General features: G+C 54.6%; 9 protein-coding genes and 1 pseudogene. 4 read left to right on the forward strand and 6 right to left on the reverse strand.

The features are described 5' to 3' along the window. The first annotated feature begins 188 nt into the window (after positions 1-188). The 3 genes from Enr10x_RS19130 to fhcD all read left to right on the forward strand — a co-directional run bounded on the left by Enr10x_RS19130 (position 189) and on the right by fhcD (position 3,897). Positions 189-2,237, forward strand: a complete 2,049-nt coding sequence (locus Enr10x_RS19130) for a PAS domain S-box protein (RefSeq protein WP_145111488.1) — start codon at positions 189-191, stop codon at positions 2,235-2,237. A 4-nt stretch (positions 2,238-2,241) separates the two neighbouring features. Continuing rightward, positions 2,242-2,880: a response regulator transcription factor gene (locus tag Enr10x_RS19135; RefSeq protein ID WP_232093054.1), complete on the forward strand. Its 639-nt coding sequence runs from the start codon at positions 2,242-2,244 to the stop codon at positions 2,878-2,880. Between the two features lie 84 nt (positions 2,881-2,964). Further along, complete coding sequence (gene fhcD, locus Enr10x_RS19140; protein ID WP_197997288.1) at positions 2,965-3,897, forward strand: formylmethanofuran--tetrahydromethanopterin N-formyltransferase; 933 nt, start codon at positions 2,965-2,967, stop codon at positions 3,895-3,897. Positions 3,898-4,137: 240 nt separating this feature from the next. Here fhcD and Enr10x_RS19145 read toward each other — a convergent pair whose 3' ends face one another. The 3 genes from Enr10x_RS19145 to Enr10x_RS19155 all read right to left on the reverse strand — a co-directional run bounded on the left by Enr10x_RS19145 (position 4,138) and on the right by Enr10x_RS19155 (position 9,315). Then, the gene (locus Enr10x_RS19145; protein WP_145110800.1) at positions 4,138-5,349 is read right to left on the reverse strand and encodes an IS4 family transposase; all 1,212 of its coding nucleotides are present in this window, start codon (positions 5,347-5,349) and stop codon (positions 4,138-4,140) included. Between the two features lie 225 nt (positions 5,350-5,574). Further along, a complete protein-coding gene (locus tag Enr10x_RS19150) occupies positions 5,575-8,445 on the reverse strand; it encodes a 2-oxoglutarate dehydrogenase E1 component (RefSeq protein ID WP_197996103.1) in 2,871 nt (956 codons plus the stop codon). Between the two features lie 504 nt (positions 8,446-8,949). Further along, on the reverse strand, positions 8,950-9,315 hold the full coding sequence (locus Enr10x_RS19155; RefSeq protein ID WP_145111495.1) for a DUF3467 domain-containing protein: 366 nt from the start codon (positions 9,313-9,315) through the stop codon (positions 8,950-8,952). Between the two features lie 400 nt (positions 9,316-9,715). Here Enr10x_RS19155 and Enr10x_RS19160 point away from each other — a divergent pair. Next, positions 9,716-10,843, forward strand: a pseudogene (locus Enr10x_RS19160) (APC family permease); the annotation flags it as partial. Positions 10,844-10,861: 18 nt separating this feature from the next. Here the strand turns inward: Enr10x_RS19160 and Enr10x_RS19165 are convergent. From Enr10x_RS19165 to Enr10x_RS19175, 3 genes are all read right to left on the reverse strand, one after another. Beyond that, a complete protein-coding gene (locus Enr10x_RS19165; protein WP_145450599.1) occupies positions 10,862-12,532 on the reverse strand; it encodes a DUF898 domain-containing protein in 1,671 nt (556 codons plus the stop codon). 357 nt (positions 12,533-12,889) lie between these two features. Beyond that, entirely contained in the window at positions 12,890-14,260 is a 1,371-nt protein-coding gene (locus Enr10x_RS19170; RefSeq protein WP_145104163.1) for an IS1380 family transposase, read from the reverse strand. 107 nt (positions 14,261-14,367) lie between these two features. Then, positions 14,368-26,910, reverse strand: a complete 12,543-nt coding sequence (locus Enr10x_RS19175; RefSeq protein ID WP_197997289.1) for a tandem-95 repeat protein — start codon at positions 26,908-26,910, stop codon at positions 14,368-14,370. Between the last annotated feature and the right edge of the window lie 4 nt (positions 26,911-26,914).

Consider the following 26,914-nt stretch of genomic DNA (forward strand, 5'->3'; position numbering starts at 1 on the left):
CGCTGTTTGACAGTCAACAACCCGGCAAGGTAACATGATTAATGGTGAATCTTACTACATTCTGCTGATACTTCTCCTGAATTCATTTTTTCGCCATAATATTGAATATCACTTCCGTAACTAATCCTGACGCCCCATTCACGCTCTGCCACCGCAGCGATCATACAAGGGGAAGTGAGAGGTGAATTGTGGATCAAACCGAATCGCAGGATCATGCCAGTCTGGCCTCCCGTTTCCTGTCTGAGACATTTCCAGAATTACAGAATCGTGATTTCCTGGATCATCTGTCTGACGTCAATCATCAGTTGCTGCGCAAAATCCTTTCGATCACCCCCCTGATCATCTGGGCCGTGGATCGTGAAGGTATTGTCACACTCTCGGAAGGGGGAGGACTGACCAAGCTGGGATACGAACCTGGGGAATGGGTCGGCAAATCAATTTTCAAAGAATTCGCAGACGATGCGGAGCTGATCGATCTGTTCAACCGAACTTTGAGCGGCGAAAAGAATCATCTGGTCAGAACCGTCGGCGCACAGACCCTCGATGTGGAATACACACCACTCTATAATGATGAGCAGCAGGTCGACGGTTTTCTCTCGGTCGCCGTCGATATTTCGGAAAAGGTGGCATCAGAGGAAGAACTCCGCCGATCTGAAGAACGCTTCAGTACCATCTTCCAGGTCAATCCGATTGCGATGTGCATTACGGAAATTGATACCGGGATCTTTATCGAAGTCAACGAGAACTTCCTGACAGCCCTGCAATGCACGCGTGAAGAGATCCTGGGAAAAAGCGCCTTCGATATCGGCTTCTGGCCCAGCAAGGAAACACGCCGGGAAATGATCGAAAAGGTCAAAAACGAAGGCACAGCGAAGGAACTGTATTTCGATTTTATCATTCCGAACGGCACCCGGCTCTGCACGATGCTCTCGGCCGTTCAGATTTACTTTCGTGGTGAAACCTTCCTGCTGTCCTGTGTGAAAGATGTGACCCGCGAACGGGCCGCACTCGATGAACTCGAAAAACTCAACGAACACCTCGAAGCCCGCGTCGCTTCGCGTACAGCAGAACTGCAACAGGCCCATGCCAGTCTGAATGAGGAATACACCAAACGTAACCGCCTCTACCGGGCGCTGCAGCAGACCGAAGCCAGATGGCGCTCACTGGTCACCAATGCACCGGATACGATTCTCACGGTCGACATCGACGGGACCATTCTCTATCTCAACCATCCCATCGCCGGACAGAAAATGGAAAAGGTCATCGGCGCTTCCATCTACCAATTCATGAATCCAGGCGATATTGAGAAAGCCAAAGCGATTCTGCAGGAAGTCTTTCAGACGGGTAAACCTCAGGAGATGGAAACTGAGGGAGTTTCGCGCGCTGGTTATAAATATGTCTATTCCTGCCGGGTCGGGGCCATGGTCAGCGGTGGCATTACCGTCGCTGCCATGGTCATTGCCACCAATATTACCCATCAGAAACTGGCCGAGCAGGAACTGGTCCGCCGGCGTGCCGAACTGGCTCACCTCTCCCGCCTGTCGACCATGGGTGAACTGGCCGCCGAACTCTCGCACGAACTGAACCAGCCCCTGGCAGCCATCAATAATTACACCAATGGCTGCATCCGACGCATTCGTCTGGGAACCACCAGTCTCGATAATCTGATTGAACCGCTGGAGGAGATGTCGCGGCAGGCACAACGCGCCAGCGAAACGATCAAACGCCTTCGCAGACACGTCCAGAAGAGCGAAGTCGAACATAAGAAACTCGACATCAACCTGGTCATTGAGAATTCCATCGCCCTGCTCGAACATGAAATTCAGAGAAACTTTGTGAGCCTGCATCTGGAACTGAGCCCGGAACCACTGCATACCATCGGCGATGCCATCCAGTTGGAGCAGGTACTCGTCAACCTGCTGTTGAATGCGATCGAAGCCATGTCCGAGTTCCCCCCGGAACAGCGAAAACTGGTGATTGAATCCGACCGTGATGCGCACCAAAATCTGGTTATTTGTGTGACTGACAGCGGAATAGGTTTGAAAAAAGGCGAAGAAAATTCTATCTTCGAAACGTTCTATACAACTAAACAAAAAGGACTTGGCGTTGGTTTGTCCATCAGCCAGACGATTATCGAAGCACATGGGGGAAAGCTGTATCCCCGTCGCAATAAACAGGGAACGAGCTTTTTCATCACTCTTCCCTTAGTCAATGGAGACAACAATGGTGGTGGCTGAAGCTATGACAACCCAACAGGAAGCAACCGTATTTGTCGTCGACGACGATCCCGCAATTCGCAAGTCCCTCCGCTGGCTGATTGAATCGGTCGGTCTCAAAGTGCAGACCCATGAACTCGCCAGTGAATTTCTGGAAAGCTATTCTCCCGATCGTCCCGGCTGCCTGGTACTCGATGTCCGCATCCCGGGAATGAGCGGCCTGGAATTACAGGAAAAACTGAGAGAGCGGGGCTACGATATTCCCGTGATCATCGTTTCCGGATACGGAGACGTGCCGATGGCCGTTCGGGCCATGAAAGCCGGAGCCGTCGATTTCCTCGAAAAACCGGTCAGCGACCAGGTTCTGCTCGATTACATCCAGAAAGGAATCGAGCGGGATATCAAAAACAAGGCAATCCGTCTGCAGAACAAAGAGCTCCTGGAACGCAAAGCCACGCTGACCCGCCGGGAACTGGAAGTCATGGATTACGTGGTCTCCGGCTTCTCCAGTCGGGAAATTGCCGAGAAGCTGAATGTCAGTTTCAAAACGGTCGAAGCACACCGTGCCAAGATCATGAAAAAAATGCAGGCGAAAAGCGTGCCCAAACTGATCCAGATGGAACTGCAGATCCAGGGAACTCCGGCGCCTATTCAGGATCGCTGACCCTTTGAATTTTGCTCCCGATCCGCCATAATCAGGCTTCAGGATTAATTGGCAAAATACTTTTCTCAGCGTTCGGGCAGAACCTTGAATAATCAACCAGAACTGGCATGGAACGGTGTTCCCGTCTGCGACACATTCGCGGAAGCATTCACCACGGTCGGAACCCGTCTCATCGTGACTGCGGCCACCGAGTCCTGGGTCCGGATTGCAGCAGCAGAAGTCACCGGATATGCAACCAGCGTGATTGCCTGTGATGCGGAAGCCGGTATCGAAACGTTTCTCACTCCCGGGGAAAGCCCCGATGGTCGTCCCGGCGTGAGCCTCATGTTCTTCGCTTTCAGCCGGTCCGCGCTGGAAAAGGCAGTCACCAATCGTGTGGGACAGTGCATCCTCACCTGCCCCACCACTGCCTGCTATGCCGGAGTCCCGGTTACTGATCCTGAAAAAGCGATCGCCCTGGGAAAACAGCTCCGCTTCTTTGGAGACGGATTTCAGACTTCCAAAAAGTGGGAAGAACGCCGGCTCTGGAGGATTCCCGTTATGGACGGCGAGTTCGTCTGTGAAGATCGTGTCGGCTCATTTAAAGGAGTCGCCGGCGGCAACCTTTTGATCTGTGCGACAGACCAGAGTGCGGGGCTGCTGGCGACGGAAGCCGCTGTGACAGCCATGCGGGACGTCGACCAGACCATCCTCCCCTTCCCGGGGGGCATTGTCCGCAGTGGCAGTAAAGTCGGCTCGCGGTATTCTGCACTCAAAGCCAGCACGAATGACGCCTACTGCCCGACCATCCGTGCCCAGACCGAGTCTGATCTGCCGGAAGGCACAGGCTGCGTGTATGAAATCGTCATTGATGGAGAAACCTTCGCAGCGGTCCAGCAGGCCATGCGGGATGGACTGGATGCTGCCACACGTGAGCCGGGAGTGCTCGAGATCACCGCAGGCAACTATGGCGGCAAATTAGGCAAGCACCATTTCCATCTCGTGGAAATCATCGCTGAGCTGGAACAAAACCAGTAGTCCCATCTGACAGCAGAGAGCCTCCCCAAGGTGGTACTGTTAGCTTGCCCCAATACTGTTCGGTTCACGGTTTGCAGTTGATTGTGGATTGCAGCTTAACTCTTATGAACTGCATTTTTTAGAAGTTTTGTTTGAAGATCTCATTCAGTCATGGCTCATACACGGCTATGAAATCTTTCGAACAGCGCAGCATGAATCATCTCGTCACCAACAGTCAGCAGTCGGGCGAGGAGTCCTGTGCTATCTGGTTTCGTGGGATTGCAGACGGTTGATGTGGTTGATCAGATCATCCTCATCCGCCAGGCCACTGAAATAGAAACACAGCATTTCATATGTTCGGAGCGTCGGCTTTTTCCCTGTAATCAGACTGATTAACAGACAGGCGATCATCGCGCAATAAGTCTGTATCTGAATTCCCTGCGGGTTCTGACTCAGCAGGTGACGACAGCCAAGTACATGCTTTAAAAAACGAAAGAACAATTCAATTTGCCAGCGGTGCTGATAGATCAGCGCAATGATCTCAGCAGGCACGTCCAGCAGACTGGTTGCCACAACCAGATCCTGGCTTGCCCCCTCCCGTCTCCGTCCTCCCCGTTTAGGATGCGGAGTGACTTTGACAGTAATCCGACGCACCGGATGATCAGGGTGTTCTATTCTCCGTGACTTGGGAGACCCCAGCTGCCCTACCCGATCTTCCAGCACTCCCGCTGCCCTGGCCTCTGCGGTCAATTCACGGGATTCCTGTTCCACAAAAATGTGATCACCGCGAATTCGACACACGTAGCTGCTGCCGGCATTCACAATTGCATTAAACAGGGCATATTTTTCATAAGCACGGTCCAGGATGTAGCAACGATCTTTTTCCAGCACGTTAGTCAGCATGGATTTTTCATTACCTTCTTTGCGACCGGTGGCATCCGTCAGATCCATGCGTACCGGGATTCCCCGCAGTATTTCAAAATGAGTGTGCAGCTGCCAGCCTTTGTCCTGGCGGGTTGAAAAACAGGCCTGAGTGATCTGCGGCAGTGTTTTGAGGAACGTGCCATCCACGGCAGTCAGCGTCTGAGCCAGATCCTGGAGACGCCGATCCTGCGGCTTCTGGGCAGGCAGTTTTTCAATCAGTTCGCCTACAATTTCCCGCAGCAGTTCAGGGTCAAAGACCCGAACCGCTTCGGAAAGGGATCCCAGAGAAGACCGCGGGCAGCCCAGTTTTCGCTGGACTTTTTTGAGCTCACTGGCCTGCTGTAATCCGCGCAAAGAAGTCACGATCGGATTGAACAGGTACAGTAACTGCAGTGCGCAATACTGATCGTAAAACAGTTGCCGGTTACCGGCTTTGTCACGTTCAGTTCCCTCGGGACGCAGTCGCTTAAACAGCGGGAGAACCCGATCCAGATACTTAAGACCGGTGATGTCACAAGCTTCGATGCTATTAGTCTGTTGATTGGCCATGCTGATTCCTGTCGTTATGGCAGTATTCTATACTACCAGACGACAGTGCGCAAATATCGTGCCGAACAGTATTGGGCTTGCCCAACAGTGCGCAGAAAACCGTCTCATCATCTCAAGCAGAACATAGCTTCCCGGGACCGGCGGGTGGCACTGTTGGCTTGCCCAACAGTGGTGAGTACAGCGTACAATCCCCGATCGTCAGAGTATCTATTCCCGGGACCGGGTCTAGTCCCGGAAACTTTCAGAAATCAGCATTTCCTGTTCGAACTGGTGACTGCGACCGGAACCGGTTGCCGGGCTGGCACTCGCAGGACGATAAACACCGTGCAGCGGATGCCGACCGAACAGGTTCCCTTTGAACCGGCAATAGATGAACCGCCAGGCTCCCATATTTTCCGGTTCTTCCTGAACCCAGTAAACCGGGGTCCCTTCCGGATACGGTGCCAGTGCTTCTTCCAGTTCCGCATGCGGTACCGGATAGAGCTGTTCGATACGCACAATCGCGACATCTTCCCGCTCGGTCTGTTTGCGGCGTTCGTTCAGATCGTAATAGATCTTGCCGGTACACAGCAGAATCCGACTCACTTTCTGCGGATCCAGATCCGTGGTATCGCCAATCACCTTCATGTAAGATCCGGAGGCCAGCGAACTGAAACTGGAGACCGCGTCACGATGCCGCAACAGACTCTTGGGAGTCATCACGATCAGAGGCTTACGCCACTTGCGGATGACCTGCCGACGCAACAGGTGGAAAAACTGATCCGGTGTCGTGGGTACCGCAATCTGAATGTTGCTTTCCGCTGCCAGCTGCAGGAAACGCTCGAAGCGGGCGCTGGAATGCTCCGGCCCCTGACCTTCAAACCCGTGAGGCAGCAGCATTACCATGCCGCTATAGCGTTGCCACTTGTCTTCCGCGCTGACAATGAACTGATCGATGATCACCTGCGCCGCGTTGACGAAGTCTCCAAACTGGGCTTCCCAGATAATCAGCCCGTCCGGGCAGTCCAGGCTGTAACCATAATCGAAGCCCAGGACCCCCGCTTCGGAAAGCGGGCTGTTCACGAGTTCAATCGGGGCCTGACCCGAGACCAGGTGCTTGAGCGGCGTGTATTTTTTGCCGGACTTCACGTCATGCAGCACACCATGCCGATGACTGAACGTCCCGCGCTGGGCATCCTGGCCGCTCACGCGAATCCGGTAGCCTTCGGTTAACAGGGAGGCAAACGCCAGCGCCTCGGCTGTCCCCCAGTCCAGTTTTCGCTCTCCGGCTGCCATTTCCTTGCGGACATGTAACAGGCGTCTGATTTTTTTATGTGGCGTAAAACTGTCAGGCACTTCAGACTGCTTCAACAGCAGGTTGACCAGGCTCTCCTCCGGGACGCCGGTATCGACCTGATCGGCAGGCAGTTCCTTACCGCCACGATAGCCGGTCCAGATCCCGGCAGGCAGTTCCACCTGGTGCGGATAGTTCTCGACCCGGGCGGCTGCCAGTTCCGACTCCAGATGCGACATGCTCTCTTCCTGCAGCCGGTCTGCATCTTCCTGGGTCACCGACTTCCGTTCCAGCATCCGCTGCAGGAAGCTGTCGCGCACCGAAGGACGTTTATCGATAATGTCATACATCAAAGGCTGCGTGAATGAGGGCTCGTCCCCTTCATTGTGCCCCCGACGACGATAGCAGTACATGTCGATCACGACATCGCGATGAAACTCTTTGCGGAAGTCCATCGCCAGTCGGACGACCTGGGCGACCGCCTCGGGATCTTCACCGTTTACGTGGAAGATCGGAATCTGCAGCATCTTGGCCACGTCCGTCGCATAAGTGGAAGAACGGCTCTGGGCCGGGTCTGTGGTAAAACCGATCTGGTTATTGACGACCACGTGGATCGTCCCCCCCGTGCGATAGCCGCGGAGTTCGCTGAGGTTCAGGCTTTCCTGGACCACACCTTCACCGGCAAAGGCAGCATCTCCATGGATCAGCAGGACCAGTCCTTTGGTCCGGTCGATGTTGTGCCAGCGATCCTGTTTGGCCCGCATGCGTCCCATCGCGACCGGGTTGACAAACTCCAGGTGACTCGGGTTGAAACAGAGCGTCAGGTGGACGTTATGCCCGGATTCAGTCATCCAGTCCGAACTGTAACCCAGGTGGTATTTCACATCCCCCCGGCCGACACTCATCTCCGGTACCGAGTCTTCATACTCGCGGAAGATCTCGCGCTGTTTTTTGCCCATGATGTTGGTCAGGACATTCAGGCGGCCCCGGTGTGCCATGCCGAACACGATCTCGTCGACGCCCTGCTCGCCTGCCTTTTCAATCGCCAGGTCCAGCAGCGGGATCAGACTTTCCGCGCCTTCCAGCGAGAAACTTTTCAGGCCCACGTATTTCTTCTGAATGAACTCTTCAAAGCCCACTGCATCGGTCAACCGTCGCAAAATGCGCAGCGCCTCGGGGCGTTCGAATTTCAGGAAGTTCGCGGTACTCTCCATCCGGTTCTGCAGCCATTTCCGTACCCGTAGACTGTCGATGTGCATGAATTGCGCACCGATCGAACGGCAGTACGTGTTCCGCAGCCACTGGATCATTTCCCGCAGCGTACGCTGTTTGGGCCCCCCAAACGTCGAGGTGGAAAAGACACGGTCATAATCCCGCTCCGAGAAATCATAAAACTCGGGCATCAGTTCTGCCGGTGTGGCTCGTTTCTTACCCAACGGATCCAGCGACGCCAGGATATGCCCCCGCACACGGTAATTACGGATCAACTGGTCCAGACGCTCCTGCCGATCCGCGATTTTCATCGACTGGCGATCGAGACCTTCCGTCTTGGCTCCCCCGGGGGGATTGAACATCGAATGCCGCTTGAAGGAAGGACCGAATCCGGGCTTGCGTTTGCGGGCCGACTTCTGAGGGAACCTGGCAAAATAATTTCGCCATTCCTCGCTCACCGAACCGGGAGACTCCAGATAGCTCGTGTAGAGGTCTTCCACAAAGGTTAACGATTCCGAGCTTAAATCGTTGATTAAATCTTCGGGCAGCGAACTCTCAGCCTGCCCGTTTCCGTCATGGTAGGACGACGCGGGATCTGGTTTATCTAACATCTTGCCCTCTCCGGGCTGTAAATAAGAACAACCGACATACGCTTCCTGCACCCCGGGTCACCTGGAAAAGCAGGAGTTCTGTCGCAGTTACGGGTTCTAAATGATACCACTGGTCCCTCAATCTTGAATTGACAGGGTGCTGATACCAGGCAAGCACGCCAGCGAGCGTGCGAACCATTTCAGGCAACATGCCATTCCAATTCCGACAGGACACTAATTCTACGATATCGTATAAGATCAGAGATTGAAAGCGCGCAACTCCAGACCTCTTGCAGTATCAACCATAAAGTTATCAAACTGCCAACCGCTTTCCTACTCAACCGCTGCCAGTCTTTTATTCAAATTTTCAGGAAAAACCAGAAAATCAGTCACCTCGCCGTCCCTCGGAATCCAGCCCCAGCAGAGTGCCGAGTGCCCCGCGCAAGAAAAAACCGGCTCCGCTACACCTGGTAACGGGCCGGTCCATGAATCTTGATCTGCCTGGTTCAGGCAGATAGAAGCAGATCAGGTCTGCTGCTGACGCACAACGCGTTTCCGGATGTCTGTTTCCAGAACACCGAAGGCCTGCTCATGCCGCTGCAGCGCCATGGAGAGAGCACTCAACAGTCGCTTGGCTGTGTAGTGATTCAAAATGACCCGCTGTCCGACTGTGATCTCCGTGTTGGCAGGATCCAGCGGTTGGGGGTTCAGTCCCAGATCCAGAATCAACTCTTCTGGAGTACTGGAAACGCGACAGAAATTGGCATAGCTGGCGACGACATTATCGTCATTGACTTTCACCTGCTGCTGAGCGGGGGCCTGACCTTGAGCCTGTTCTGCAGCTGGTTCTGGTGTAGCTTCAGCTGGTTTGTCATCTTTCTTAGCACTCACGCTTGTTTTCTCCTCAATGTTACAAAATCTGAAGAAGTTATTGGTTCCAGAAATAGGGACCTGTACGAACTGGAGATGAAGAGCGCCAGCGTTGACAGGCAGTTCATCTCTGTAAAAAAAGATTGGTTCGTCCTGAGTTCCCTCAAGACACCTGAAACATAACATCGGCCTGTTCACTATTCAAGAACAGAAGCCTAAGACTTTCAAACTCTTACGAGACAGGGCCGTAACTCTGACGAAAATTACTGTATGTTGTCAAAAAGCAACTCGATCACCTATCTCCCCTACAGCAGCCAGTTACTGTTGTTCCCAAGCAAAAAGGCCCTGATATGTCATCTTACGTCACATATCAGGGCCTGCTGGATTTAAATCCAATTAAACTGGTTTAACGCGTGCCGCCCATCCGTTGCTGGGGTTTATCGCAGGCTGGGTCTCTTTGATCGCAGGTTTTTCCGGTGCGATTGCCTTTGCAGCAACTGCGCTGGAAGCTTATGTCCTGCCTGCTGAAACGCGTCCGGAATGGCTTCCTGCCGGAACACTGGCAGTGTTATCCATTCTCCTGGCAGGCATCTTTCATGGAAAAAATCCGCGACTGGGGGCAATGGTTCAGAATTCCGTGGTGCTGATCAAGCTGGGGCTGCTGGCTGCGATTCTGCTTTTTGCCGCTTTGAAGTTTTCAACAGTCGAAATGCCGGGAGTCTCTGCACCGACCACAGATCTGACAGGCTGGGCACTGATCAGCGCGTTTGCCGGGAGTCTGGTCTGGATTTCGTTGAGTTACTCCGGCTTCAATGCTGCGGTCTACGTGGCAGATGAAGTTGAGAATGCGGACAGAACGATTCCTCGATCGATGGTGTCCGGGACTGTCCTGGTGATGGGGTTATATCTTTTATTGAATGCCGTCTTTGTGTACGCACCGGCTCCAGAAGCGATCAAAGGTCAAGCAGATGTTGCTACCATCGCAGCAGAATTTATCGGCGGGGAATGGTTTGCCGGTTTCGTTCGCTGGACCATCGTTACCTGCCTGTTGACATCCGTTTTCAGCATGATTATGACCGCGCCCCGGGTGTATGCGAAGATGGCGGAAGATGGCTTGTTACCCGGTTTTGTACGGATGCGAGGAGACAGTCCGGGCCGGGCGATTCTGGTTCAGGTAGGACTGGCAATTCTATTGGTACTGATTTCAAGCCTGCAGGGACTTTTATCGTATCTGGGACTGACGCTGTCCATCTCCGCAGCTGGTTCTGTGTTTTGCCTGTTTCTACCTGGTGTCCGCACGAAGCCGATGTCACATTACACGAATGTCATTCCCATGCTGTTCATCATCAGTACCCTGGTGGCGGCGGGTCTGTTGATCAGCTTTAAGCCTTGGCAACTGATGGGGACTGCAGTCACGTTCGCGATTGGTGTCGCTGCATATCTTTTGACGCGCATCTTTAATCCGAAATCGGTGTCGCTCAATCCCTCCGGGAAAAACAGGTCTGTTGAAACAGAAAGCATGCAGCAGCAGAGGGATTCTCAATCCTGACGGTGGTTCGTTTTCATATTATTTCGCGTTGCCAGAAGATTTTTCCGGAAGCTTCCCCGAACGCACTGCTTCAAGTTGCTTCTGCAACTCCCGTAGTCGACTTACCGCCTCCAGAGATTTATCGATGGCAGCCTCGTTGGGGTTCGCCACAGTGCCGATCTGCGATTTCAATGTTTTGATTTCGTCTCGGACTTTTTGAATCTGCTGGATGATTTCCTGTTCCGCAGCCAGCATCGCGGGTGTCACTGTGACCGGCGGCTTACTGGCTCCCAGGGGCTGGTCCACTGGCGGAGCGACAGGCTGTTTAGTTTCAGATGGTATCTGCCCGAAGTCATCCTGCGCATCAAACGAACCGCTGCGGAACTTCGGTTCGGGTTGTGGCATGGCTCCAACTGCGACGTGCATCAAAGGCCAGCCGGTTCCGACCAGGGCGATCACTGCAAAAATGATTGAGACCACTCGGCCGGCTTTGGACGGCTGGAAGTCTGGTTTGGATTCCATCAGGGGACGGACAGCTGGCTCCACGGGGATGTTATGAGCATCGCACCAGGCGACCAGTGAGTTTGCTCCCCACAGTCCCTGACCGGTGAAACTGTATCTGGTCCCGTTGGACAGTGAGATAGAGAAACCAGGGTCAGCCTGATCAAGCAGGATGGCCGATGTTGTAGCTCTCCAGTTGAAGATAGAGATGACCCAGGCCAGCACACGAAGCCATTGCGGCATCTGTTGTATATAGCCACCGATGCCTTCGATTTTATCCAGGGGAAAGTTGCGTCTGGTAAATCCCCATGTTTCAATACAGATCCCATTGTCATCCCACGTTAGCCTCCGTGTCTGATACCACGCTGTGATGACAAATATCGAGGCGAAGATTGCCCCGATGCCCCACATGATGACTGTCAGCGGCCACCAGTCTCGATCCAGTGGTCCGCCAGATGAATCGCTGGTGATGAGGAATGGCATTGCGAAGAAGGCACCTGAGCCAAAAGCTGCGAGCAGATCAGGCAGCCAGCCTGCTGCACGCGCCAGATAGAAGACGCCGGATTCAGCTGGACGAGCTCGAGGCAGGAAGATGTAGAACAGCAAGCCGCCGAACAATATCAATGCCCCATACGTACGATGCGGATACAGAATGTGAGTCGGAGCGGCGTCCCGGAGATCCGAGGGACTCGGCTCATACACACTTAGATAGCGAGGCGCGATTTTGGAATCTTCGGGATCAATGCGAATATACGCCAGGAGTGACTGATCCGGCCATTGTGCGTTCACTTGCTGGAACAGGGGGGCTGTCCTGGTGAGGTAGACCGCATTGCTATGATATTCGAGCCCCCGCACGGCAGCCCATGCCTTAGAGGGAGCTTTGTTGGTGACTGTCTCCTCAATGTCGTTCCAGAGCCCCTCCCATGAAGTTCCCGAAACGACGATCAGACGCCCTTCCGTTTCATAAGCGATGTAATCGGGAATTTTCCCGCGCGTTTTGCTGGCGAGGTCGATATCTTTGACTTGCTCCTCGCCGACATATTTCGACATCATCCCCTTGATGTTCTCGGAATGCTGTTGTCGCTCGCCGACCTCGCGCAACCAGTCAACAGGCTCAATCTGAAACAAGTCACGAGCGGGGGTCAGACACAGCGCAATGCCACCATAAAGGCAAATGGCAACGACAACTCGTCTCACGATTTCTCTCATCAGTGCAACTCTCCTTTTGAGTTACAGCCAGTGATCTTCCCCACAGACGGTTCCATGCGACAGGTCATAAAACAGGGAGGACAGATTCCGGGGCCGGTGATGATCGTTAAACGAACTGCGCGGCCTGATGATATTTTATCCGAGATTTCCCATATGGATCAGCCTGAAACCACTCCAGGCATGGACTTTCTTTGATTGTAACCACTGCGGTCCCCCGTGTCTAAAACAAAGTGATTTTTCGCCACTTTTGTTGTGCCTCTGTTGTTGAGATCCGGAAATTGCTGCCCGAGCGAATCATTTTTCAGTAGTCAACACGGTTTCTGCGCAGACTTTCTCTGTGAGGAACCCCGTTTTTCGCTATTTGATATACTTCCGCTTCACGTCATGCGTGACCGGCGGCGGAATTGCCAGTCGTGCAATCCGATCAAGAATTGCGGCGAACAATCTCCGTGGCACAGCCACTTCGGCCAGTTGAAAGAATACGTACTTGGCATGCCGGGTTACCTTGGCCCCAACCTTGACCAGCTTCTCCCGCAGCGTCGTCAGCGACCAGTTCTGTATAGGCTTGGGCAAGGCCAGCCGCCGCAGGAAATTGCCGAGGTTATAAGCTAAGGCGAACAGTTGCAACCGAGCTTGGTTGTCTTTGAACGTCCGGCAGGAGAGCTTCGTCCATCTGACGGCGTTCTTGCCTTCCTTGATCCACTGCTCGGCGGTGCCCCGACCGTTGTAGAACTTCACGACGTTCTTCGAGTGCTGGTTCAAGTTGGTCACGATGAATCCAACACGCGGGAACAGTTCGCCTGCGTGCCACTCAACTTTGGCCACCACGCGACGCGATCGCTGCCATGATTTTGCTTGATATTGGAAGCTGTGATAACAGACCTTGGGCTTGTGGGAAGGCCGTCCGACCGGACGGGTGAGCAAATGCGAGATTTCCCGCTCCAATACGGCGTTGGCTTTGAGGCGAATGGCGTAACGATAGTCTGCTTTCTCCAGCACACGATACAGCGCTGGAATGGCGAACGCCGCATCGCCGCGGAAGAACTTCGGAATGTCCAAATGCCGATACCGTTCGATCACCGGCAGTAGCACCTTCCGCCAGTATTTCGCGCTGGCCTTGTTGCCACGCCGCAGCATCGCGTACTCCAGATCACCATGCTGGTTGAACAGAAACAGCGGATGGTAACAGAGGCATGCAAAGTGGCCGTTGTAGGCCGCGCCCTGTTGCCGGCCGTAGGTCTCACTGACCGAGCTGTCCAGATCCAGGATGAGTTCTTTGAGCGGTCGCCGCCGGTGGAGGTTGTTGATCCAGCGTCCGGAGAGCTTCATCAGTGCCGTGAGATTGCGCTGCGTGCTGAGTATCTGCGTCTCGAAACGGCCCACCTCGCTGCTTGACGCCGCTTGTTTATCCGGCTGACTCGCCCTTCCGCCAACCACGTGGCGTAGCACCGGGTCCACACACAAGCGCTCAGCGTCATTGACATCTTCGTAGCCTGCCAGTCGGCTGTAGATCGACTGACGCAACAGCGGCACGAGTTGGTGCTGCTTGTTGCGGCCCGGGCGTGAATCGCTCAGCACATCTCCGCCCATTTCCGTCAGACCGAGCGCTGCATCCAGTTCCCGATAGGCCAGTAGTCCCGCATCGGTGGTGACCTGACTGCCGCAGAACTTCAGCTTCAATCGGCTGTCAAAACTGACCCGTAAATCCTGGTTTTGGCTGTCACCCATCAAGTTCCCCTGTCAGCATGGCATGAATTGGCAGAATAACCTTGTTTTGTAGGGGTGTGGCGCAAATTACGTGCCAAAGTGTAGGAAGTCATCTGGGAAATGCGGGTTTAAAGTATGGGACCTGCCCAGTCTGAGAAGACTTCGTCAAAACCGCCGTCCCCATCCTGGTCCAGTCCGGTCAGCTGCCAGTCGGCAGGATCCAGATCGCTGAAGTCGAAGGAATGGATTTCACCCGATTCGACAATCGACAGACCATTTTCCCGCAGTGTCTGGACGAACTCTTCGTTCAATCCATCCAGCAGTGTCAGATCCAGATCACTCTGATCCGATCCGCTGGACAGGTTCTGACTCAGCGTATTCAAGACCTGTCTCCAGACCACAGGCAGACTGGATCCACTGCCCTCATCCTGGCTGCTCGCGGATTCAGAGCTGACAGGTACAGAGACCACATCCGTATAAGGCACGGCCAGGGTTGTCAGCGGCTGGAGTGCTTCGGGAAGCACGGAATCGCCATTTCCTGTCAGTGGTACATCACTGGCCGTCAGCGGTGCTGTGGCACCGACCAGGATATCAAAGTTTCCTGTCGCTGCGGTTTCATGAGCCGTCTGCAGAATCAGGGCATCCAGTATAGAAGGCAGTTTCCGCACACCCGGATCCAATGTCGCATTCATGACGTCGCCGGCGTGCACCGTATCGTCCAGGTGCAGACCATCATCCGTCAGTGTCGCTTCAAATCCGTTGCCGACAAAGCTCAACGTACCGCCCACACCTGCCTGGACATGGCTTTCGAATGGAGCGTAAGTATCCGTGAAGCCCAATACGTGACCGATTTCGTGCAGCAGCACGGTCAGCAGGTCGTAGTGGCCTGCCGCATCCGAGTTCATATCTGCCGTGTAAGACACGCCCCCTTCCAGATCGCCACCACCAAAGGCCGTGGTCGAGACGTCAGAGTACCAGCCCAGTCCGGCCGCATCGTCGTCCAGTGTCACAATACCGGCCACAGGACGTCCCTGTTCATCGACAGCCGAAATCTGTCCTTCACCCAGCTGAGTGCCACCCAGGTCGGTAATCACCAGCTGGATATCCAGCGGTTCATCCATTCCGAGTGCATCCTGCCAGATACCCAGAGCAGTATCCATCACGTCGTTAATCGAGGAGTCGCCACTGATGTTGGTTGTCTGACCATACCAGCGTTGCAGGAAGTTAGGCGGATAGACCACTTCCTTATTTCCACCTTTGTGAACTCCGTAGTTCGAGGCGAAGAATGTCAGGTCTTTGAAGTTGACCGTACCACTCTTGTCGGCATCCAGAGCCCAGACATAGGGTGAATCCGCATCGAGTACATTCTGGTTATAAATCGAAGCCAGAATCACCAGGTCACGGAAGTCGATGGAATCATCGTCGTTGACGTCGTAGGCAATCGCCCACAGGTCGGTCTCGGGTGCATCCCCGACAATCAGAGTCGTCTCTGCATTGTCTGTGAGATTGACGCTCACATTACTCAGTGAGAGCCCCAGGGCATGTGGTCCGATAAACTTGTCTTCGAAGTCGATCGAAACATCATCCTGCTCCAGCGATTCAAATTTCACGCGGGCCAGCAGAGCTTTCTTGAGATTGCCCGCCTTATCGTACTGGGCCGTTCCACTCAAGCCGGTCACCACGCCGTTCGCATCGTCAATGATCGCAGTGCCGTTATCAGCAAACGAGTTGCCGAATTCAATCGCGGTCGCCGTGAAGAAATTGGTGTTGTAGTTCAGGTTCGCAATCGCATCAGTGATCCCTTTCGCGTCTGCGGTCTCGACATAGATTTCCACCCAGAAGGAGCTCCACTCATCAATCCAGGTATCGCTGGTCGGCAGACTGCTGGTCTGTCCCGTGGAATCCAGTTGTGTCTGGTTACGGACCACCACCATATCGACAGAGGTGCCATCCTCCAGGGGAGCATCACTGACGGCAGCCTGCGTTCCATGCAGCGGTGCTGCACCGTTCTGAACCGTAATATGCAGGTCATAGCTGCCCACATCCGAAGGATCGACACCCGTGGGTCGTCCCGTGGTCGTGGTGGGATCATACGATGCCGGATCATCAGTAAAGTTATAGGCACTGACCCCGATATAGTAGTTTCCACTTGTCGAAGCTGTGAACGTCACATAGGAATCGTAATTGGAAGCAAAGTCGATCGTGAATTCATCGGGAGCCAGGTCGTCATCCGAGTAGGCCACCTCGTTCCCAGCAGCATCAAAGATCCTGACCACACTGTCCAGTCCCGTATCGAACTGGTCGGCATCGACATCCACGATCACACTGTCACCGGCATTCAACTGAACCTGGAACATGTCCACATCGGACAATGGATCAGCGATCGAAGTATTGTTGCCAATGCCTCCGTAGTAAGTATTCGTTCCAGTCGAAGTCGAACTCAATCCGGTGGCCTGGGCCGTCGCAATCGTATCGCCATACTGATCTGTCGTTTCCTGATCTACCAGGAAGCGGGCGGTGGCATAGCCGGTCAGGTTCAGTACGACATCATAACCGCCACTCGTTGTGAAGCTGATCTGGCGGCTGATCGGAATCAGCAGCTCATACAGCCCTGCCGAGATTTCCGACAGGTTCGCATGGCTCCAGTCAGGTAAACCGCTGGGAAACCCGGTCACCGGATCGATGAACGTCATGATCTCACCGGCGGTGGATTCCACAGAATCATCGACCACAAGATTACCGAAAGCAGGAACAACTGTCATGGAATAGAGATCACCATTGGTCAAATTCCAGTTTTCGGAAATATCAAAGTTACCACTGCCATCCAGGGTCTGCTCGCTGGAGAGGACCTGCACCAGGGCATCCCGAATTGCCATCGATATGTTAGCAGGGTTTCCAGTACCGTTGAAATTACTCAGCACACCAGACAATCCGAAGTCAGCCAGTTCCTCCGCAGTAAGATTATCATTATCCGCTACACGGTCAGGCAGAGCTAATCCCGCAGGATTGACATCAATGAACGAATCCACAATCTGGATCGTCGAGGGATTATTGACATCATCAAACAGCACTTCCAGACGACCACTCACACTGGTATTGTCCAGGCCGACATCCTGAGCAGACAGATTGACTACCTCGCCGTTGATATTGATCGTACCGTTGACGGACACATTGCTCATATCCGTCTGAATCAGGAATTCGGAAGTCCCTATCTGGTTCACCGAGGTACCGTTGATCGAAATCTGGCTAAAGTCGACCTCAGTCCCTCTCGTGATCGAATCATCTCCAGGAGTGAAATTCACAGAGAAATCAATCGGATCCGCATCTGGAGTGGGAGTATCTGCAATAAAGCTCACATAACCAATCCGGGCATAACCATTCTCCCCAAAACCGGGAATTCTGGTTAACCCCTTGATGTCATCGACTTTACCAGCCCCATTCATAATCACACCATCATCGGTCGTTCCGAAAGCACTCGCATCGCCCGTAGCGGAGGAGAAATCGGCATGTACAGCACTAGTGTCATTCCAGACAAGGTCCAGCCAGACTGCAACGAGATCGCGTGTCTCAGTCGTTTGAGATGCCAGCACCTGGGCCAGTTGATCGCTGACCCAGATTTCTACAACATAAGAGGAACCTTCAATCACCTGATTGATCTGCGATGGTAGACTGCCAATACCGTCGACTTCAGGTGAGACCATAATATTCCCACCTGAGACAATTCCAGTCACTCCGCCTGAACTGGAATATCGCACTGCCAGATCGCCGTTGTAGAACTTATCTAAAATCCCACTGGTAAACCCTTCACCGGCTGCCCATGTCCCTGTCAGCAGGGAAGAGGCAGTATCTAGCGTGGGATTATCATCTGCTGTTGCAGAATCAAAAATCTTAAAGAGGACGTTATTGCCATTTGCCGTATCGATAATCTCCAACTTACTCAGATTATCGTTGGGATCTCCCGTCCCTGTTCCGTCCAGATCCAGGAAGAAGTCTGACAAATCAACCAGATACGTCATATCCTGCTGACTATTGACCAGTTGGAAACGGGCTCCCCCCTGACTGGTCACTCCGCCTTCTGCCCGGAAGGAAGTAAAATCCCGGTCTGCAGAAACGGTGTTTCTGGCAAGCAGCTGGATATCGATTGTCTGTTGCGGATCCGGACTCAGGATGAAAGTGTCCTCAACGTCCGGAGACAGTGTATCGCTCGAATGAGCTTTCACTTTAATCTCGATCGGCAGACGGACCTGGTCGGACTTGTAATCCGTAAAAGTGATATTCAGATCACTGCCGCTGATACCAACATTATCGACCCAGAACTTGGCCGGAAAAGAACCACCGCCTACCAACTCGGCCGAAACAATACTGTAAGTCACGGTATCACCGGCATCCGGATCATTAAAGTGAGTATCCAGGTCAATGGTTTCGGGTGAGAGACCGTCACTGGAAATATCAGGCAGCGGTGTCGTCAGTTCCAGCAGTTCATTGCTGCCGGTAACCGTCACAGTGACCGTAGCGGTATCCGAGCTGCCATTTCCGTCACTGATCGAATAGGTAAAGGTATCCGTCGCGGTATCTGTCGGCAGTACCAGGCCCGAGAACTGACCGTTCGGATCATAAGTCAATGTTCCGTCGGTCTGCAGAGTCAGGGTCGCTCCCGAATCCAGGGTAATCGCTCCCCCCACGGTTGCCGCGACAGTTCCGAGAGTGGTATCCGTAATTTCAAAGACGGAGAGCATATCACTCGTGTCCGGATCCAGATCGGGGCCATTCCCGTTGTCCAGGCGAGCATCGAAGTTCACCGTGTTATCTTTCGATGTTGTGATGTCATCGTCTTTAGCTGTCACTGGATCATTCACGCCGGTCACGGTGACGGTCACCGTCCCCGTGTTACTCACGGCACTGTGCGAGTCGGTAGCGGTATAAGTGAAGGTCACCTGGCGGGTTTCACCGGCTGCCAGATCCTGGAAGTCAGAACCCGGATCGAAGGTGAAGGAGCCATCATCATTGGAGGTGGCAGAACCTTCGCTCGGCTGAGCAGTAATTGCATAAGTCAAGGTCGTGGCATCATCATCACTGTCCACATCACCGGTCAGCACGCCGGTCGTCACCGTGCTACCATCTTCGGTCGCCGCGATGCCTGTGTCAGCGGCCGTCGGAGCATCGTTCACCCCGGTCACTGTCACCGTCACAGTCCCCGTGTTGCTCACGGCACTGTGCGAGTCGGTAGCCGTGTAAGTGAAGGTTACCTGACGGGTTTCGCCGGCTGCCAGATCCTGGAAGTCAGAACCCGGATCGAACGTAAACGTGCCGTCGTCGTTGGAGGTGGCAGAACCTTCGCTCGGCTGAGCCGTAATTGCATAAGTCAAGGTCGTGGCATCATCATCACTGTCCACATCACCGGTCAATACGCCGGTCGTTACCGTGCCACCATCTTCGGTTGCAGCGATGCCTGTGTCAGCGGCCGTCGGATCATCGTTCACCCCGGTCACGGTGACGGTCACCGTCCCCGTGTTGCTCACGGCACTGTGCGAGTCGGTAGCCGTGTAGGTGAAGGTCACCTGGCGGGTTTCGCCGGCTGCCAGATCCTGGAAGTCAGAACCCGGATCGAACGTGAAGCTGCCATCATTGTTATTCACGACGCCACCTTCGGACGGTGTGCTCGTAATCGCATACGTCAGACTCGCTGGTGTGTCATCAGAATCGACATCGTCACCATCGAATGAACCATCGACGGTCGCACCATCTTCATCCGCGGCAATCCCGACGTCCGCAACGGTCGGATCATCGTTCACGCCAGTCACGGTGACCGTCACGGTCCCCGTGTTGCTCACGGCACTGTGGGAATCGGTGGCCGTGTAGGTGAAGGTCACCTGGCGGGTTTCACCGACTGCCAGGTCCTGGAAATCCGAACCCGGATCGAACGTAAACGTCCCGTCGTCGTTGGAGGTGGCAGAACCTTCGCTCGGCTGAGCGGTAATTGCATAAGTCAAGGTCGTGGCATCATCATCACTGTCCACATCACCGGTCAATACGCCGGTCGTTACTGTGCTACCATCTTCCGTCGCAGCGATTCCTTCGTCGCCTGCCGTCGGAGCATCGTTCACACCGGTCAACGTGACCGTCACGGTCCCCAATGACTGGCCACCTCGTTCATCTTCCAGGGTATAGGTAAAGGTATCTGTTGTCGTTGCACCGGCTGCCAGATCATCGAATGCGCCCGTGGGGTCGTAGTCGATGGTCCCATCCAGATTCAAAGTCAGGGAGGCCCCACCAGTTGAAGTCATGCTGGGCAGATTGGCTACGGTTGGCGGATCAGTAATCTGATCCGGGTCTGTGTCATTACCCAAAACATCAATATTCAGAATCGGAGTTTCTTCATCAGTTGCTGCAGAATCCGGATTCGCAATCGGCAACTGATTCGCGGAAACAGTGACCGTCACCGTAGCAACATCAACCCCGGAATGAGTGTCATTGAGCTGATAAGTAAACGAATCAATGAATGTAACAGTACCGACTAGAGAATCAAGAATGGATTGATTCAGCGTCGTAGGATCATATGTAAAATTCCCATCAGCGTGCATAGTCAACTCGGCACCACTGGCCAAAGTGACCGTTGCCCCATCAACCAGGGCATTACTATTCAATTGGGAAATGAAGAGCAGCGGGTTATCACTGGTGTCCGGGTCGCTGTCAATTCCACTGCCATTATTTACCAGCACACTACCATTAAAGACAATTTCTTTATTCACATCAATGGCATCATCGTTAGCAACAGGAGGATCATTCACGCCGGTTACAGTCACCGTCACGGTTCCCGTATTGCTCACGGCACTGTGCGAATCAGTGGCCGTATAGGTAAAAGTCACCTGGCGGGTTTCGCCGACTGCCAGATCCTGGAAGTCACTACCCGGATCGAACGTAAACGTCCCGTCATCGTTGGACGAGGCAGAACCTTCGCTCGGCTGAGCCGTAATTGCATAAGTCAAGGTCGTGGCATCATCATCACTGTCCACATCACCGGTCAGCACGCCGGTCGTCACCGTGCTACCATCTTCGGTCGCCGCGATCCCTGTGTCAGCGGCCGTCGGATCGTCGTTCACGCCGGTCACGGTGACCGTCACGGTCCCCGTGTTGCTCACGGCACTGTGCGAGTCGGTAGCGGTATAAGTGAAGGTCACCTGGCGGGTTTCACCGACTGCCAGGTCCTGGAAGTCACTCCCCGGATCGAACGTAAACGTCCCGTCGTCGTTGGAGGTGGCAGAGCCTTCGCTCGGCTGAGCCGTAATTGCATAAGTCAGGGTCGTGGCATCATCATCACTGTCCACATCACCGGTCAGTACGCCGGTCGTCACCGTGCTACCATCTTCGGTCGCAGCGATCCCTGTGTCAGCGGCCGTCGGATCATCGTTCACCCCGGTCACGGTCACCGTCACAGTCCCCGTGTTGCTGACCGCACTGTGCGAGTCGGTAGCGGTATAAGTGAAGGTCACCTGGCGGGTTTCACCGGCTGCCAGATCCTGGAAGTCACTACCCGGATCGAACGTGAAGCTGCCATCATTGTTATTCACGACGCCACCTTCGGACGGTGTGCTCGTAATCGCATACGTCAGACTTACTGGTGTGTCATCAGAATCGACATCGTCACCATCGAATGAACCATCGACGGTCGCACCATCTTCAACCGCGGCAATCCCGACATCCGCAACCGTCGGATCGTCGTTCACGCCGGTCACGGTGACCGTCACGGTCCCCGTGTTGCTCACGGCACTGTGCGAATCGGTGGCGGTGTAAGTGAAGGTCACCTGGCGGGTTTCACCGACTGCCAGGTCCTGGAAATCCGAACCCGGATCGAACGTAAACGTCCCGTCGTCGTTGGAGGTGGCAGAACCTTCGCTCGGCTGAGCAGTAATTGCATAAGTCAAGGTCGTGGCATCATCATCACTGTCCACGTCACCGGTCAGTACGCCGGTCGTTACTGTGCTACCATCTTCCGTCGCCGCAATCCCTGTGTCAGCGGCCGTCGGAGCATCATTCACACCGGTCACGGTGACCGTCACGGTCCCCGTGTTACTCACGGCACTGTGAGAGTCGGTAGCCGTGTAGGTAAAGGTTACCAGGCGGGTTTCACCGGCTGCCAGATCCTGGAAGTCACTCCCCGGATCGAACGTAAACGTCCCGTCATCGTTGGAGGTGGCAGAGCCTTCGCTCGGCTGAGCAGTAATTGCATAGGTTAACGTGTTGGCATCATCGTCACTGTCTACATCGCCGGTCAGTACGCCGGTCGTCACCGTGCTACCATCTTCGGTCGCAGCAATGCCTGTGTCAGCGGCCGTCGGATCATCGTTCACCCCGGTCACGGTCACCGTCACAGTCCCCGTGTTGCTCACGGCACTGTGCGAATCGGTGGCCGTGTAGGTGAAGGTCACCTGGCGGGTTTCACCGGCTGCCAGATCCTGGAAGTCACTACCCGGATCGAAGGTGAAGGAGCCATCATCATTGGAGATTGCAGAACCTTCGCTCGGCTGAGCCGTAATTGCATAAGTCAAGGTCGTGGCATCATCATCACTGTCCACATCACCGGTCAGCACGCCGGTCGTCACCGTGCTACCATCTTCGGTCGCCGCGATGCCTGTGTCAGCGGCCGTCGGATCGTCGTTCACGCCAGTCACGGTAACCGTCACGGTCCCCGTGTTGCTCACGGCACTGTGTGAATCGGTGGCCGTGTAGGTGAAGGTCACCTGGCGGGTTTCACCGGCTGCCAGGTCCTGGAAGTCACTCCCCGGATCGAAGGTGAAGCTGCCATCATTATTATTCACAACACCACCTTCCGAGGGAGTGCTCGTAATCGCATACGTCAGACTCGCTGGTGTGTCATCAGAATCGACATCGTCACCATCGAATGAACCATCGACGGTCGCACCATCTTCAACCGCGGCAATCCCGACGTCCGCAACGGTCGGATCGTCGTTCACGCCGGTCACGGTGACCGTCACGGTCCCCGTGTTGCTCACGGCACTGTGGGAATCGGTGGCCGTGTAGGTGAAGGTCACCTGGCGGGTTTCGCCGACTGCCAGGTCCTGGAAATCCGAACCCGGATCGAACGTAAACGTCCCGTCGTCGTTGGAGGTGGCAGAACCTTCGCTCGGCTGAGCAGTAATTGCATAAGTCAAGGTCGTGGCATCATCATCACTGTCCACATCACCGGTCAGCACGCCGGTCGTTACCGTGCCACCATCTTCCGTCGCAGCGATCCCTGTATCAGCGGCCGTCGGATCATCGTTCACGCCGGTCACGGTGACCGTCACGGTCCCCGTGTTACTCACGGCACTGTGGGAATCGGTAGCCGTGTAGGTGAAGGTTACCTGGCGGGTTTCACCGGCTGCCAGATCCTGGAAGTCACTCCCCGGATCAAACGTGAAGCTGCCATCATTGTTATTCACGACGCCACCTTCGGACGGTGTGCTCGTAATCGCATACGTCAGGCTCGCGGGCGTGTCATCAGAGTCTACGTCGGCACCGTCAAACGAACCATCGACGGTCGCACCATCTTCAACCGCGGCAATCCCGACATCCGCGACAGTCGGATCGTCGTTCACGCCGGTCACGGTCACCGTCACGGTCCCCGTGTTGCTCACGGCACTGTGCGAGTCGGTAGCCGTGTAGGTAAAGGTTACCTGGCGGGTTTCACCGACTGCCAGATCCTGGAAATCCGAACCCGGATCGAATGTAAACGTCCCGTCGTCGTTGGAGGTGGCAGAACCTTCGCTCGGCTGAGCAGTAATCGCATAAGTCAAGGTCGTGGCATCATCATCACTGTCCACATCGCCGGTCAATACGCCGGTCGTTACCGTGCCACCATCTTCGGTCGCAGCGATCCCTGTGTCAGCGGCCGTCGGATCATCGTTCACGCCGGTCACGGTCACCGTCACGGTCCCCGTGTTGCTCACGGCACTGTGGGAATCGGTAGCCGTGTAGGTGAAGGTCACCTGGCGGGTTTCACCGGCAGCCAGGTCCTGGAAGTCAGAACCTGGATCGAAGGTGAAGGAGCCATCATCATTGGACGAGGCAGAACCTTCGCTCGGCTGAGCCGTAATTGCATAAGTCAAGGTCGTGGCATCATCATCACTGTCCACATCACCGGTCAATACGCCGGTCGTTACTGTGCTACCATCTTCCGTCGCCGCAATGCCTGTGTCAGCGGCCGTCGGATCATCGTTCACGCCGGTCACGGTAACGGTCACGGTCCCCGTGTTGCTCACGGCACTGTGCGAGTCGGTGGCGGTGTAGGTGAAGGTTACCTGGCGGGTTTCGCCGGCTGCCAGATCCTGGAAGTCACTCCCCGGATCGAACGTAAACGTCCCGTCATCATTCGACGAGGCAGAACCTTCGCTCGGCTGAGCCGTAATTGCATAAGTCAGGGTCGTGGCATCATCATCACTGTCCACATCACCGGTCAGTACGCCAGTCGTTACTGTGCTACCATCTTCCGTCGCCGCAATGCCTGTATCAGCGGCCGTCGGATCATCGTTCACGCCGGTCACGGTGACCGTCACGGTCCCCGTGTTACTCACGGCACTGTGGGAATCGGTGGCGGTATAAGTGAAGGTTACCTGGCGGGTTTCACCGGCTGCCAGATCCTGGAAGTCACTCCCCGGATCGAACGTGAAGCTGCCATCATTGTTATTCACGACGCCACCTTCGGACGGTGTGCTCGTAATCGCATACGTCAGACTCGCTGGTGTGTCATCAGAATCGACATCGTCACCATCGAATGAACCATCGACGGTCGCACCATCTTCAACCGCGGCAATCCCGACGTCCGCGGCCGTCGGATCATCGTTCACACCGGTCACGGTCACCGTCACGGTCCCCGTGTTGCTCACGGCACTGTGAGAATCGGTGGCGGTATAAGTAAAAGTCACCTGGCGGGTTTCACCGACTGCCAGGTCCTGGAAGTCACTCCCCGGATCGAACGTAAACGTCCCGTCGTCGTTGGAGGTGGCAGAACCTTCGCTCGGCTGAGCAGTAATTACATAAGTCAAGGTCGTGGCATCATCATCACTGTCTACATCGCCGGTCAGTACGCCGGTCGTTACCGTGCCACCATCTTCGGTTGCCGCGATGCCTGTGTCAGCGGCCGTCGGATCATCGTTCACACCAATGATGGTAATGGTCACCGTTGCTGTATCGGTCCCACCGTTGCCATCACTGACTGTGTAGGTAAATGTCTCAGTAGTGGTCTCACCAACGGCCAGGTATTCATAGGCGCCGTCTGGATCAAAGGACATAGCACCAGTTGAATTAATCGTCAGTTTTCCACCTGCGCCGATGGTAATCTCATTCCCCACATCCCCTGCGGATCCATTGACTTCCGTCACCGTCAGAGGATCATTCTCCACATCCGTGTCGTTCGTAAGAATTCCCGGAGCTAAATAATCAAGCTCAAAATCTTCAGGAGTGGCGAGGTTGTCATCGACAGCCACGGGAGCATCGTTGATCGCGTTCACAGTAACAGTGAAGGTATTCGACAGGACGGCATTTCCGGCAGCGTCGATGGCCTGAATGACGATGTCAGCCGATCCATTCGCATCCTGTTTGGAAGTTAAGATCAGTTCGTCTGTGGCAAAATCAAAATCGACAATCGCACTGGTAATCGAATACACGTTGTAGCTGAGCGGGGTTCCCCCATTCTGATTGAAGAAATCTGTGAATGGTCCCAGGTTGAAACTGACGAAGTCTTCATTGAGTGTCTGGTTCCCAATCGGGGATGCCACAGTCGGATCAGTCACATCCAGTTCGAAGCTGACGTCAAAGTCGCCAGGCGCGCTGACATTGCCATGCTCGTCAGCCGTCATGAAGTGCAGTGTGTGGACGCCCCCTTCCAGGGAAGAGCCACCATTCAGATTGGTTTCGAGCCAGCTGCGGGTCAGCGTGAATGTACCACCGCTCGCACCGCCGGAAAGTTGCCCGAAGATATCAACAAAGCTGCCCCCATCCAGGGCGACTTTGAACTGCGTGATCAGGCTCTCGTCGGTGACATTCCCCACAATGGTCAGATCATTGGTGATGCCATCAGAATTCGAAACCCCGGAATCAATCAGCAGGCCGGCGACGACCGCTGGCGCATCCTGGTCCCCGATCAGCTCCAGCTGCAGCGGAGGCACATTCCGGTTGCTGTTCATCATCTCCAGGTCGTGGTTGTCGATGTCGCCATCTTTATCGCTGTCCTGCTCTTCAGAATAATAGTTTTTCGTCGGATCCAGCCCCATCGACTGGATCAGCTGTGACGTGTAGTGATTGAAGCCGAACAGGTTCTGATAGGAAGCAGCCAGCGCATACTGGTATTCGGTGTCACTGACCGAACCACTGCCGTCCGAGTCACCCGGCATGAAGATATCAATGGTGAAATTACCTGTCGCAGCTGTCTGACCAGACACAAAAATCGAATATTCGCCCGGTGCCAGTGTCGCCAGCGTGAGCGAATCGGTCGTCCCACCATGATTATTTTCTGCCAGGTTCAGCGGAATCACCGCATTGGTATTGGCATCCAGAATCTGAACGGCCGCGGGATCAAACGATCCCGAAGTGCCATGAACTTCGAATCCCAGGGTTGGTGTACTGCCAGGTCCCACGGTCAGCAGCAGTTCTGTCGAATCATTTGGCTGATTCACGGAG

The organism is Gimesia panareensis (assembly GCF_007748155.1).
GTDB lineage: Bacteria > Planctomycetota > Planctomycetia > Planctomycetales > Planctomycetaceae > Gimesia > Gimesia panareensis.